At 69.1% G+C, this 12,171-nt stretch carries 11 protein-coding genes and 1 pseudogene; 11 read left to right on the top strand and 1 reads right to left on the bottom strand.

Translation table 11 applies throughout. The features are described 5' to 3' along the window. Nucleotides 1-23 precede the first annotated feature (23 nt). Entirely contained in the window at nucleotides 24-824 is an 801-nt protein-coding gene (locus ABDJ40_RS10100) for a substrate-binding periplasmic protein (RefSeq protein WP_347609274.1), read from the top strand. A 57-nt stretch (nucleotides 825-881) separates the two neighbouring features. Here the strand turns inward: ABDJ40_RS10100 and yihA are convergent, their stop codons facing one another. Further along, nucleotides 882-1,664, bottom strand: a complete 783-nt coding sequence (gene yihA, locus ABDJ40_RS10095) for a ribosome biogenesis GTP-binding protein YihA/YsxC (RefSeq protein WP_347609271.1) — start codon at nucleotides 1,662-1,664, stop codon at nucleotides 882-884. Between the two features lie 66 nt (nucleotides 1,665-1,730). On the opposite strand from yihA, the gene ABDJ40_RS10090 reads away from it, so the two are divergent. The 10 genes and pseudogenes from ABDJ40_RS10090 to ABDJ40_RS10045 all read left to right on the top strand — a co-directional run bounded on the left by ABDJ40_RS10090 (nucleotide 1,731) and on the right by ABDJ40_RS10045 (nucleotide 12,101). After that, nucleotides 1,731-2,348, top strand: a complete 618-nt coding sequence (locus ABDJ40_RS10090) for a c-type cytochrome (RefSeq protein ID WP_430765628.1) — start codon at nucleotides 1,731-1,733, stop codon at nucleotides 2,346-2,348. Nucleotides 2,349-2,578: 230 nt separating this feature from the next. Next, nucleotides 2,579-4,633 carry a cytochrome c biogenesis protein ResB gene (locus tag ABDJ40_RS10085; protein WP_347609810.1) on the top strand — a complete coding sequence of 685 codons (2,055 nt, stop codon included), beginning with the start codon at nucleotides 2,579-2,581 and terminating at the stop codon, nucleotides 4,631-4,633. Then, entirely contained in the window at nucleotides 4,630-5,979 is a 1,350-nt protein-coding gene (gene ccsB, locus ABDJ40_RS10080; protein ID WP_347609269.1) for a c-type cytochrome biogenesis protein CcsB, read from the top strand. Before ABDJ40_RS10085 ends, ccsB begins: the two co-directional genes overlap by 4 nt. Before the next feature lie 62 nt (nucleotides 5,980-6,041). Next, complete coding sequence (locus ABDJ40_RS10075) at nucleotides 6,042-6,770, top strand: substrate-binding periplasmic protein (RefSeq protein WP_347609267.1); 729 nt, start codon at nucleotides 6,042-6,044, stop codon at nucleotides 6,768-6,770. 103 nt (nucleotides 6,771-6,873) lie between these two features. Further along, entirely contained in the window at nucleotides 6,874-7,857 is a 984-nt protein-coding gene (msrP, locus tag ABDJ40_RS10070; protein ID WP_347609265.1) for a protein-methionine-sulfoxide reductase catalytic subunit MsrP, read from the top strand. A 9-nt stretch (nucleotides 7,858-7,866) separates the two neighbouring features. Next, nucleotides 7,867-8,481, top strand: coding sequence for a protein-methionine-sulfoxide reductase heme-binding subunit MsrQ (gene msrQ / locus ABDJ40_RS10065; protein ID WP_347609263.1), 615 nt, complete (start codon nucleotides 7,867-7,869; stop codon nucleotides 8,479-8,481). Between the two features lie 157 nt (nucleotides 8,482-8,638). Beyond that, nucleotides 8,639-9,256: pseudogene (locus ABDJ40_RS10060) on the top strand (NAD(P)/FAD-dependent oxidoreductase); the annotation flags it as partial. A 405-nt stretch (nucleotides 9,257-9,661) separates the two neighbouring features. Continuing rightward, a complete protein-coding gene (locus ABDJ40_RS10055) occupies nucleotides 9,662-10,030 on the top strand; it encodes a dihydroneopterin aldolase (RefSeq protein WP_269630547.1) in 369 nt (122 codons plus the stop codon). 29 nt (nucleotides 10,031-10,059) lie between these two features. Further along, complete coding sequence (gene ttcA, locus ABDJ40_RS10050) at nucleotides 10,060-10,995, top strand: tRNA 2-thiocytidine(32) synthetase TtcA (protein ID WP_430765627.1); 936 nt, start codon at nucleotides 10,060-10,062, stop codon at nucleotides 10,993-10,995. After that, nucleotides 10,992-12,101 carry a DUF1176 domain-containing protein gene (locus ABDJ40_RS10045; protein ID WP_347609261.1) on the top strand — a complete coding sequence of 370 codons (1,110 nt, stop codon included), beginning with the start codon at nucleotides 10,992-10,994 and terminating at the stop codon, nucleotides 12,099-12,101. The genes ttcA and ABDJ40_RS10045 overlap by 4 nt, the downstream gene beginning before the upstream one ends. The last annotated feature ends 70 nt before the right edge of the window (nucleotides 12,102-12,171 follow it).

Below are 12,171 nucleotides of genomic sequence, written 5' to 3'. Positions count from 1 at the left end.
CGCGGACGATGCAGAATTCGGGCATGCGGCCCCGCACCCCTCTTCTGCGTCGAATGCTGCTGCCGGCCCTGCTGGCGCTGGCCCTGGCATCGAGCGTCAGCGTGGCCGGTGCCGCCTCTGCCTCAGCGCCCGCCGCAAGCGCGGCCGCCCGCGAGCCCACGCTCAGCCTGGCCACCGGCACCGACGCCCAGAGCAGCGACGGCCGCTGGCTGCGCCGCACCTTCACCGAGGCCCTGCACCGCCTGGGCTGGCGCCTGGTGGTGCAGGAGATGCCGGCCCGGCGCGCCGAGCTGGCCATGCAGCGCGGCGAGGTCGACGGCGAGATGGTGCGCACCGCCGCCTATGGCGAGCTGCACCCTGAGCTGCAGCGGGTGGACGCGCCCCTGATGCAGGCCTCTTTCGGCATCTACGGCACCGGCACGTCGGGGCGCCCGCAAACGCTGGACGAGCTGCGGCGGACCGAGGGCGTGGTGATCTACCGGCGAGGCGTGGTGGTCTGCGAGCAGCGCCTGCGCGAGCTGCTGCCGCCGGAACGGCTGGTCGAGATCTCGGCAGCCGACAACGCCGTGCGCATGCTGGCCCGCGGCCGGGCCCGCTTCGTCTGTGACATGGACAGCACCTTCGTCCTGAGCCTGGCGCATCTGGGCGAGACCCGCTCGCCGCCCCTGCACCGCCTCTTCGAGCTAGGCTCGCCCATGGCGCTGTATCCCTATCTTCATGCCCGCCATGCGGCGCTGGCACCGCGGCTGGCCGCGACGCTGCAGGCCATGCGCGCCGAAGGCTGGCTGACGCCGGCCCCGAACGCGTCCGTCGGCGGTCATTGATTGCAGGCCACCGGCGGTGCGGGCGCCTGGACGGCGCTCGGCGTGCGGCGGCCGAGCTCAGCGCAGGTCGGCGTCGCCCGCCGCGCCCGGGCCCGCGGACGGGTCTTCGGGCAGGTCGTCCAGGTCCGGCATGGCCGGCACGACCGGGGCCTGGCGCACCCAGTCGTAGAGGATGTGGGCCACATCGGCCACGCCCTGCTTCTTGAGCGCCGAGAAGAGGGTGATGGAGACATCCGACTCCTCGGTGGCCATGGCCCCCAGCACCTCCTGGGTGGCGGCCAGCGCGGCCTGCGCCTCCTTGCGGTTGAGCTTGTCGGATTTGGTCAGCAGCACCAGCAGCTTGACTTCGCCGTTGGCCACGCGCGTAGCGACGAAGTCCAGCAGCTGGCGGTCGAGATCGGTGAGGCCCAGGCGGGAGTCCACCATCAGGACCACGCCCGACAGTGAACGGCGCACCTCGAGGTAGTCGGCCATGACCTTCTGCCAGCGCAGCTTGGCATCGCGGGCCACGGCGGCATAGCCGTAGCCGGGGAGGTCGGCGAAGAGCGCATCGGGGGCGTCCTTGGGTCCCAGATGGAAGAGGTTGATGTGCTGCGTGCGGCCCGGCGTCTTGGAGGCGAAGGCCAGGCGCTTCTGCTGCGCCAGGGTGTTGATGGCCGTGCTCTTGCCGGCATTGGAGCGGCCGACAAAGGCGATCTCCGGCAGCTCGCTGGCTGGCAGGTGATGCAGCTGGCTCGCCGTGGTGAGGAAGCGGGCAGTGTGGGTCCAAGCCAACACAGTCTTGTCCGAAGGGGCGGTCTCGGCCGCTTGCGGCGCTTGGCTGGGGTTATTGCTGCTCATGTTGATCCAGTGGGCTGAGTTTGCCATTGTAAAATCCGCCGGTTGCGCTTACAGACCCCCTTACTCATGAAGAATGCTGCTTTCCTGTTGATGGGCCTCGTCTTCACCGTTGCCGCCAGTGCATCGGAAGCTCCGGCGCCGGCCAAGCCCGATCTCAACAAGGGCCAGGCCATCTCGGCCCAGGTCTGCTCGGCCTGCCACACGGCCGATGGTTCGCGCGGCAGCCCGGCCAATCCCATCCTACAGGGTCAGCACGCTGACTACCTGGCCAAGCAGCTGACCGAGTTCAAGTCCGGCAAGCGCGACAACCCGGTGATGAAGGGCATGGCCTCCACGCTGTCTGAAGAAGACATGAAGAACGTCGCCGCCTTCTACGCCTCCAAGCAGGCCAAGCCCGGCTTCGCCAAGGACAAGACCCTGGTGACCCTGGGCGAGAAGATCTACCGCGGCGGCATCGCCGAGCGCCAGATCCCCGCCTGCGCCGGCTGCCACAGCCCCAACGGTGCCGGCATCCCCGCCCAGTACCCCCGCCTGGCTGGCCAGCACAGCGACTACACCGAGCTGCAGCTCAACAGCTTCCGTGCCGGTAAGCGTGGCAACAGCCCGCAAATGGTGGCCATCGCCGCCAAGATGAACGACCGCGAGATCAAGGCCGTGGCCGATTACATCGCCGGTCTGCGCTGATCCGCAGCCGGCCCGGGCCGTAGCGCCCGAATTGATCCATGGCAAGAGGCCGGCGCTTTGGCGCCGGCCTTTTTTCTTGGCCCCGGCCTTTGCCGGCCGCTGCGACGACAATTCGGTTCATGAGCGACTCCATCAGCGACTCCTTCAGTCCCACCACGCCCGAGGCGCCACCGCCCGCGCGGCCGCAGGGCCCCGGCGCCGGCCGCGAGTTCATCGAGCTGCTGTCCTCGATGCGCTTCGCCATCGCCCTGCTGACGGTGATCTGCATCGCCTCGGTGATCGGCACCGTGGTGCGTCAGCGTGAGCCGCTCAACAACTACGTCAACCAGTTCGGGCCCTTCTGGTCCGAGGTCTTCGGCAAGGTGGACCTCTACACGGTCTACAGCGCCTGGTGGTTCCTGCTGATCCTGGGCTTCCTGGTGGTCTCGACCACCCTGTGCATCGCCCGCAACACGCCCAAGATCCTGGCGGACCTGAAGAGCTACAAGGAGCAGGTCCGCGAGCAGTCGCTGCAGGCGCACAAGCACAAGGCGCTGGGGCAGCTGCCGCTGTCGCTGGAGGCCTCGCTGCAGCAGGTCTCGCAATGGCTGGACGGCGGTGGCTGGAAGGCCCGCGCCCAGGTGCGCACCAACGGCATCATGATCGCTGCGCGCAAGGGCGCGGCCAACAAGGTCGGCTACCTGGCGGCGCACTCGGCCATCGTGCTGATCTGCCTGGGCGGGCTCTTCGATGGCGACCTGCTGGTCAAGGCCCTCATGTGGACCCAGGGCAAGAGCGTCTACCAGGGCGGCGGCTTCATCAGCGAGGTACCGGCCCAGCACCGGCTGTCGGACCGCAACCCGAGCTTCCGCGGCACGCTCTCCGTCACCGAGGGCTCGCGCAACGGCACGGCCGTGCTGAGCATGACCGACGGCGTGCTGCTGCAGCCCCTGCCCTTCGACGTCGAGCTCAAGAAATTCAAGGTCGAGTACTACAACACCGGCATGCCCAAGCTCTTCGCTAGCGACGTGCTGATCCATGACCGCGACGGCAAGACCACCGCCGCCACCATCAAGGTCAACGAGCCCCTGATCCACGAGGGCATCGCCATCTACCAGAGCGACTTCAGCGACGGGGGCTCCCTGCTGAAGCTGCGCGCCATCCCGCTCGACGGCGCCGAGCCCTTCGTCCTTCAGGGTCGCGTGGGCACCAGCACCGAGCTGCAGCAGGGTGCACAGCGCCTGGGGCTGGAGTTCAGCGGCCTTCGGGTGATCAACGTCGAGAACATGGGCGGCAATGCCGGCGCCCCGAACGCCGAGGGCGGCACGGACGTGCGCAAGGTCGACCTGGTCGATTCGCTGCAGGGCCATCTGGGCAGCGGCGCCAAGACCCGGACCGAGAAGTCCCTGCAGAACATCGGCCCGTCCTTCAACTACAAGCTGGTGGACGCCAGCGGCCAGCGCCGCGAGTTCAACAACTACATGGCCCCGGTGCTGCTGGACGGCCAGCGCGTCTTCCTGCTGGGCATGCGCGAGTCACTCAACGAGGGCTTCCGCTACCTGCGCGCCCCGGCCGACGAGAACGGCTCGCTGGACGGCTGGCTGCGTCTGCGCCAGGCCCTGCAGAAGCCGGAGCTGCGCGAGCGCGCCGCCAGGCTCTACGCCGAGGCCGCCACGCCGACCGACAAGCCCCAGATGCTGCCCCAGCTGACCGCCACCGCGCAGCGGGCCCTGGGCCTGTTCTCCGGGGCCGACACGGTGCGGCCCGATGACAAGAAGCCCGCCAACGGCTGGGGCGGCCTGATGGCGCTCTCGCAGTTCGTGGACCGCGAGGTGCCCGAGGCCGAGCGCTCGCGGGTCTCCGAGGTGCTGCTGCGCATCCTCAACGGCAGCCTCTATGAGCTGCTCAAGATTAGCCGCGCGCAGGCCCAGCTGCCGCCCCCCGCCAATGACGCCGCGACCCAGGCCTTCATGACGCAGGCGGTGCTGTCCTTGTCCGACGCCGTCTTCTACCCCGCCCCGCTGCTGCTGCAACTGGAGGACTTCCAGCTGGTCCAGGCCAGCGGCTTCCAGGTCGCCCGTGCGCCGGGCAAGACCCTGGTGTACCTGGGGGCGATCCTGCTGATCATCGGCGTCTTTGCCATGCTCTACATCAAGGAGCGCCGGCTGTGGATCTGGCTCGAGGCCGCCCCCGGCCAGGGCGAGGAGACGCGGGTGCGCATGGCGCTCTCGTCCACCCGCGAGTCGCCCGACACCGCCACCGAATTCGACCGCCTCAAGTCCGAGCTGCTGAAGGACACCGCATGAACACCACCACCGCCCCCCTCATCGTCGGCCGCCGCGGCTGGCTGGCGCAGCGCTCCCCCCTGGACTGGGCCTTCGCAGCCCTCATCATGCTGGGCGGCGGCTTTGCCTTCAGCCGCTATGGCGCCTCGATGGACGGCTACGAAAAGGGCATCCTCACCTTCGCCATGCCGTCCCTGGTGCTGCTGGGCTGGTTCTGGCGTCCCCTGCGCCTGCTGAGCGTGCTGGTGGGCGGCTTCAGCCTGCTGGCCATCAGCCTGTACCAGCGCAAGCTGGACGACTTCGGTGCGGACCTCAGCGCCGTGGACCAGGTCTTCCTGCTCAAGTACATGCTGGCCAGCCAGAGCGCCATTTTGTGGATGAGCCTGCTCTTCTTCCTCAGCACCCTGTTCTACTGGCTGGGCTTCTTCCGTCGGGGCAGCGGCACGGCCGAGCTGATCGGCTCCAAGCTGGCCTGGGGCGGCGTCTTCATGGCCCTGCTGGGCACCCTGGTGCGATGGTTCGAGAGCCACCAGATCGGGCCCGACATCGGTCACATCCCGGTCAGCAATCTCTACGAGGTCTTCGTCCTCTTCTCCTGGATGACGGCCGCCTTCTACCTCTACTACGAGGACCGCTACCGCACCCGTGCCCTGGGCGCCTACGTGATGCTGGTGGTGAGCCTGGCGGTGAGCTTCCTGCTCTGGTACACGGTGGCCCGCGAGGCCCATGAGATCCAGCCCCTGGTGCCGGCCCTGCAGAGCTGGTGGATGAAGATCCACGTGCCGGCCAATTTCGTCGGCTACGGCACCTTCGCGCTGGCGGCCATGGTGGCCCTGGCCTACCTGCTCAAGACGGCCTCGCCGCGGGCCCTGCAGATCGGCCTGATCGCCCTGCCCGCCGCGCTGGTGGGCGTGCTGGTGCTGGCACGCGTGGGCATGACGCTGCAGCCCGAGACCCTGGCCGGCCTGGACGGCTGGATCCGCAAGATGGGCGGCGTGCTGGCCTTCTTCGTGGTCTGCGTGCTGCTGCGCGAGCCGCTCACCGCCCGCCTGCCGCCCCTGCAGACCCTCGATGACCTGATGTACAAGGCCATCGCGCTGGGCTTCGCCTTCTTCACCATCGCCACCATCCTGGGCGCCTTCTGGGCGGCCGAGGCCTGGGGCGGCTACTGGAGCTGGGACCCCAAGGAGACCTGGGCGCTGATCGTGTGGCTCAACTACGCCGCCTGGCTGCACATGCGCCTGATGAAGGGCCTGCGTGGGGCGGTGTCGGCCTGGTGGGCCCTGGGCGGCCTGCTGGTCACGACCTTCGCCTTCCTGGGGGTCAATATGTTCCTGAGCGGCCTCCACTCCTACGGTACGTTGTGATCCCCTGCCCCCGGCCCCGGCAACTGCTTTCGGGCCTGGGGCTCGTCCTGCTCGCATCGGCCGTGCCGGCGGCCACCGTGCGCATCGCCACCGGCGAGCTGCCGCCTTACGCGACGGCAGAAGCAAACGACTCGGGCACGGCCCTGCAGATCGTGCGCCGCGCCTTCGCGCTGGCCGGCCATGAGGTGCGCTACCAGTTCATGCCCTGGCAGCGGGCCCAGAACGAGACCCGCGCCGGGCTCTGGGACGCCTCTGCGTACTGGGGGGCCAACGAGGAGCGGCAGCGCGACTTCCTGCTCAGCAACAACGTGATGAGCGAGCAGTGGGTCTTCGTCCACCGCCGGGACAAGGCCCTGACCTGGCGCAAGCTCGGCGACCTCAAGCCCTACACCCTGGGCGTGATCAAGGGCTACACCTACACGCCCGAGTTCTGGAGCCTGGCCCGCAAGGGCGAGCTCAGGACCGACGGCACGCCGGACGACCTCGCCGGCCTGCGCAAGCTGCTGCTGGGCCGCCTGGACGCCATGCCCATGGAGCGGGGCACCGCCTGCTACCTGCTGCTGAGCCATTTCAGCCCCGAGGAAGCCCGGCAGGTCGACTACCACCCCCGCCTGCTCACCGACAGCTTCACCACCCACGTGATCTTCCCCAAGGACAAGCCCGCCAGCGCCCAGCTGCTGGAAGACTTCAACCGCGGCCTGAAGCAGCTGCAGGCCAGCGGCGAGTACCAGCGCCTGCTGCGCAGCGTCGCCTGCCCGCCGCACTGGCAGGAAAGCCCCGGCCGGCACTGAGCGGGGCAGAAGCCGAGTCCGCACGCGGGCATTGGCACACAGCGTAAGCTTTTCGCACACGGGACGACCAAGACTCGTCACCGATTCAAAAGGACGCGCTGCCATGCATTTCCACCCCGACCGCGGCCACGGCCGCTCGCTGGCTTCTGAAGTCACGCCCCAGGCCCTCTACGAAGGCCGGCGCGAGTGGCTGCGCCTGATGGGTTCCGGCGTGGCCGGCGCCGCCCTGGCCAGCTGGGCCTCGCGCGAGGCCCTGGCCCAATCCGCCGACAAAGCCCGCCTGGCCGCCGCGAAGAGCCGGCTGCCCGGCGCGCAGGTGATGGACAAGCCCACCCGCTACGAGGACGCCACCCGCTACAACAACTTCTACGAGTTCAGCACCGACAAGGCGGAGCCCGCCCAGCTGGCCCACACCCTGCAGACCCGGCCCTGGACCGTCAGCATCGAGGGCGAGGTGGCCAAACCCGGCGTCCACGACATCGACGCCCTGCTCAAGCTGGCGCCCCTGGAGGAACGGCTGTACCGCCTGCGCTGCGTCGAGGGCTGGAGCATGGTGATCCCCTGGATCGGCTATTCCCTGGCCGAGCTGATCCGCAAGGTCGAGCCCACGTCCAAGGCCCGCTACGTCGAGTTCACCAGCCTGGCCGACAAGGCCCAGATGCCTGGCCTGCGCTCCGGCGTGCTGGACTGGCCCTATGTCGAGGGCCTGCGCCTGGACGAGGCCATGCACCCGCTGACCCTGCTCGGCTTCGGCATGTATGGCGAGGTGCTGCCCAAGCAGAACGGTGCGCCCGTGCGCCTGGTCGTGCCCTGGAAATACGGCTTCAAGTCCGCCAAGTCCCTGGTGCGCATCCGCTTCGTCGAGAAGCAGCCCGTCAGCTCCTGGACCCGGGCCGCCCAGCAGGAGTACGGCTTCTTCTCCAACGTCAACCCGCAGGTCGACCACCCGCGCTGGAGCCAGGCCAGCGAGCGGCGCATTGGCGAGGACGGCTGGTTCAGCAAGAAGCGGCCCACCCTGATGTTCAACGGCTACGGCGAGCAGGTGGCCTCGATGTACAGCGGCATGGACCTGCGCAAGTTCTTCTGAGGGTCGGCCGTGCCAAGACATTTCCTGCTGCATCCGGCCGCCAAGCCCCTTCTGTTCATCGCCGGCCTCGGGCCCCTGGCCTGGCTGCTGGCGGCCGCCGTGCAGGACCGGCTGGGCGCCAACCCGGCCGAGGCGATGATCCGCGGCCTGGGCGACTGGAGCCTGCGCCTGCTGTGGCTGACCCTGGCCGTGACACCCCTGCGCGAGGCCCTGGGGCTGCCGGCCCTGGCCCGCTTCCGCCGCATGCTGGGCCTCTTCACCGCCTTCTATGCCAGCCTGCACCTGCTGGCCTATGGCTGGCTGGACATGGGGCTGGACCCGGGCGAGATCGCCCATGACATCGCCAAGAGGCCCTTCATCCTGGTGGGCTTCCTGACCTGGCTGGGCCTGCTGCCCCTGGCCGCCACCAGCTTCAACCGGGCCATCAAGGCCCTGGGCGCGGCGCGCTGGCAACGCCTGCACCGCCTGGTCTACGGTCTGGCCTTGCTGGCACTGCTGCACTTTGTCTGGATGCGCGCGGGCAAGCACAACTTCGCCGAACCGGCGGTCTACGGCCTGCTGCTGGCGGCCCTGCTGGGCTGGCGCGTGGGGCGCCGGTGGCGTCGCCAGACCGCGCTGGCGTGAGGTCCTAGACTCGCGTCAACAAAGGCTGTTGCTCAAGAAAAGGGCGGGACGGCGATAATCGCGGGTTCGGCCGCCGGCAAGGCGGCTGTCCCCGCCTTGTGCCAACCCCACGCCGCGGCCTCCTAACACCCCGCCAACACCCCGCCAACGAGCGCCCATGAGCTCCAACGCCAACGCGTCCACGGCCCCCTGCGGTGACCCCACCGCCGACGGCCACACCGACAGCACGACCGACATCGCCATCCTGGGCGGCGGCCCGGCGGGCTGCTCGGCCGCTTCCTGGCTGGCGCAGCTGGGCCTGCGCGTGGCCGTGGTCGAGCGCCAGGGCCAGCTGTGCGCCTCGCTGCAGGCTCTGCAGTTCCCGCAGGACTGGGTGCTGGGCCATGCGGGCGAGGACCTCGCCGCCCTCGGCCGGCAGTTTGCGCGGCAGCTGCAGGCGCAGACCGGCGTGCAGCTCCTGCTGGACCGCAGCCTGCAGCATGCCGACTGGCAGGCGGGCGCGGGCTGGCGCCTACAGCTCTCGGACGGCGGCTGCCTGGCGGCCCGCGCCCTGATCCTGGCCACAGGCCTGCGCCCCCTGCGCCCCGAGCCCTTCTTCCCGCCGGGCCGCCCGCATGAGCGGGTGCTCGATGCCATCGACCTCACCGCCCGGCGCGAGTCCCTGCCGCCGGGCCGCATCCTGCTGCTGGGCGGCGGCGACAACGCGGCCGAGAACGCCCTCTTCCTGCAGGCCCGCGGCCACCAGGTCACGCTGTGGTCGCGCTCGGACTGGCGGGCCCAGCAGATGCTGGTGGACCGCATCCAGGCCCAGCCTTCCATCGTGCAACGTCCGCGCTGCCCCATGCCTGCCGAGTTGCTGCCGGATGCCTCGGGCGTCACGGTGCGCTCGCGCGAGCACGGCGAGGAGCGCTTCGACCACGTGGCCGCGCTGCTGGGCTACGAGGCCGAGCCATCGGCCTGGCTGATCATCGGCGACGCCCTGCAGCGAGCCGGCATCACCGCGCCTTCCCACCCCTTCCGCGACGAGCCCCGCTTCGCGCCCCTGGGTCTTTTCGTGGCCGGTGACGCCAGCGGCCGCCAGCATCCCTGCGTGCAGACCGCCCTGGGTGATGGCGTCGTGGCTGCCAAGGCCGCCGAGGCCTTCCTGCGGCCGCTGAAGGAAGGCCAGCCCACGCTGGCCCTGCGGCGCAACAACCGCCAGATCATCCATCTGCAGGGCCTGCGCTTCGGCGCCAACCTGGGCGTGCTGGACTTCGAGCGCGAGGGGCCGCAGCCCATCCAGGTCGATGCCGAGGTGAACCTGGGCGCCCAGATGATCGTCTCGCGCGATGCCGACATCGGCCACGTGCTGGACTACCGCCGCGTGCGCCAGATCATCATCGACGAATGCACGGCCGAGCACACGGACCTGCTGGAGGCCCTGCTGGGCAAGCTCTGCACGCGGCTGATGAAGCTGGCCGGCGTGGTGGGCGTGCGCATCAAGGTGACCAAGCTTGAGATTTTTGAGGATTGCCAGGTGGCGATCAGCGCCGAATGTGGCCAGTGGTGACCCCACGGTCAGGAGTTGACGAGGTTGACATGACGAACGAAACGATGGAACTCGACAGCGCGAGCAGCGCTGATGCCGCCACCCTGGCTGCGGACAAGAAGCACGCCCACGAGATGAACAAGCTCTCCAAGCGCCTGCACCGCCTGGTAGGCCAGGCCATCGGCGACTTCAACATGATCGAGGACGGCGACAAGGTCATGGTCTGCCTCTCCGGCGGCAAGGACAGCTACGCCCTGCTGGACATCCTGATCAACCTGAAGCAGCGCGCGCCGATCAAGTTCGACATCGTCGCCGTCAACCTGGACCAGAAGCAGCCCGGCTTCCCGGCCGAGGTGCTGCCCACCTACCTCAGCGGCATCGGCGTGGACTTCCACATCGAGACGCAGGACACCTACTCCATCGTCAAGAAGCTGGTGCCCGAGGGCAAGACCACCTGCTCGCTGTGCTCGCGCCTGCGCCGCGGCATCCTGTACCGCGTGGCCAAGGAGCTGGGCGCGACCAAGATCGCCCTGGGCCATCACCGCGATGACATCGTCACCACGCTGATGCTCAACATGTTCTTCGGCAGCCGCATGAAGGGCATGCCCCCGAAGCTGGTCAGCGACGACGGCCAGAACGTGGTGATCCGCCCCCTGGCCTATGTGCGCGAGAGCGACCTGGTCACCTGGGCCGAGCACCGCCAGTTCCCCATCATTCCCTGCAATCTGTGCGGCAGCCAGGAGAACCTGCAGCGCGCCACGGTCAAGGCCATGCTGCAGGACTGGGACAAGAAGTTCCCGGGCCGCGTCGACAACATGTTCACGGCCATGGGCAATATCGTGACCTCGCACATGATGGACCGGAACCTCTTCCCCTTCCAGACCATCAAGGCCACCGGCGTGCCAGACGCCAACGGCGACATCGCCTTCGACGAGGACGAGAGCTGCGCCGAGCCCAAGCCGGCCACCATCAGCATCGTGCGATGAGGCGCGGGCTGGCCGTGCTGCTGGGCCTGCTGGGCCTGCTGACGACCCATGCCAGCCAGGGCGCTACGCCGCCGGCGCCCTTCCAGCAGCGCTACGGCGACTGGACTGTGGCCTGCGACAACGTCCTCGCCTGCTCGGCACAGGGCTACCGGGTCCTGGCCCCGGACGAGGATGAGGGCCAGAGCGACTCGCAGGTGCAGGCCGGCCTCTGGCTGTCCCGCGACGCCGGCCCGCAAGGCGCCGTGCATCTGCAACTGCACCTCGGCAGTCGGGACGGCCAAGATGCGCCAGAGGGCAGCCGGGTCGACGTGCGCATCGGTGGGCGCGACTTCAGGCAACTGCCACTGGACGCCGACCTGCCGCCGGCCATCGCCCAGGTCCTGGTCAGGGCCATGGTGGAGGCACCCCGCATGCGACTGTCCGGACGGGACAGCGAGGCCACGGTATCCCTGCAAGGCCTCAAGGCCGCGCTGCTGAAGATGGACGACACCCAGGGCCGGGCCGGCACGGTGACGGCATGGGTGGCCAAGGGGCAGGCCACCGCGGCCCGGGTGCCGCTGGCGCCGCCCCTGCCGGTGCTGGTGCCCGCCACGATTCCCACAAGGCTGCCGGCCGACGCGGACGCGGTCTTGACCCGTCAACTGGTCCACCACCCGGCGGTGATCCAGGATTGCTACCTGCTTCAGGAAGCCCCTCGCGAGGCGGACAGGCTGCCGGAGACAGCGATCCACCAGATCCGTCGGAAGGAGTACCTGGTGCTGATGGAGTGCGCCCGTGCGGCCTACCAGACCAGCTACCGGCTCTGGCGCGTGAAGCAGGGCGCCAAGGCGCTCGATGTCGCGCCTGAAGTGCTGCCAGACCTCCAGGAGCCGGCACTGGACCTGATGAATGCGGAATTCAACGCGGGCAAGCTCAGCACCTGGCACAAGGGGCGCGGCCTGGGTGACTGCGGCGGCAACCGGGAGTGGGTCTGGACCGCCTCCGGCTTTGCGCTGCGCCTGGCCAACGAAGCCCCGGACTGCAACGGTATCTATGGCGGCGGCCCTGGCCTGACGCTATGGCAGGCGGAGGTCCAGCCAGTGCCGAAGCCGGCCATCCGGCCTTGACCTGCCGAACAGGCCTGCACCGCAGTCACACGCCACAATGGAAACGAGCCCCGCGGGGCTCGTTTTTCAT

Origin of the sequence: Roseateles flavus, from assembly GCF_039872765.1 — a bacterium.
GTDB classification, from domain to species: domain Bacteria; phylum Pseudomonadota; class Gammaproteobacteria; order Burkholderiales; family Burkholderiaceae_C; genus Roseateles_B; species Roseateles_B flavus.
This window is presented reverse-complemented; position numbering and strand designations above follow the sequence as displayed.

Excerpts from the sequence above, each read along its gene's own strand:
- ABDJ40_RS10090 (WP_430765628.1), top strand. The coding sequence starts at position 1,731 with ATGAAGAATGCTGCTTTCCTGTTGATGGGCCTCGTCTTCACCGTTGCC.
- ABDJ40_RS10085 (WP_347609810.1), top strand. The coding sequence starts at position 2,579 with ATGCGCTTCGCCATCGCCCTGCTGACGGTGATCTGCATCGCCTCGGTG.
- ABDJ40_RS10100 (WP_347609274.1), top strand. The coding sequence starts at position 24 with ATGCGGCCCCGCACCCCTCTTCTGCGTCGAATGCTGCTGCCGGCCCTG.
- ccsB (WP_347609269.1), top strand. The coding sequence starts at position 4,630 with ATGAACACCACCACCGCCCCCCTCATCGTCGGCCGCCGCGGCTGGCTG.
- ABDJ40_RS10045 (WP_347609261.1), top strand. The coding sequence starts at position 10,992 with ATGAGGCGCGGGCTGGCCGTGCTGCTGGGCCTGCTGGGCCTGCTGACG.
- ttcA (WP_430765627.1), top strand. The coding sequence starts at position 10,060 with ATGACGAACGAAACGATGGAACTCGACAGCGCGAGCAGCGCTGATGCC.
- msrP (WP_347609265.1), top strand. The coding sequence starts at position 6,874 with ATGCATTTCCACCCCGACCGCGGCCACGGCCGCTCGCTGGCTTCTGAA.
- yihA (WP_347609271.1), bottom strand. The coding sequence starts at position 1,664 with ATGAGCAGCAATAACCCCAGCCAAGCGCCGCAAGCGGCCGAGACCGCC.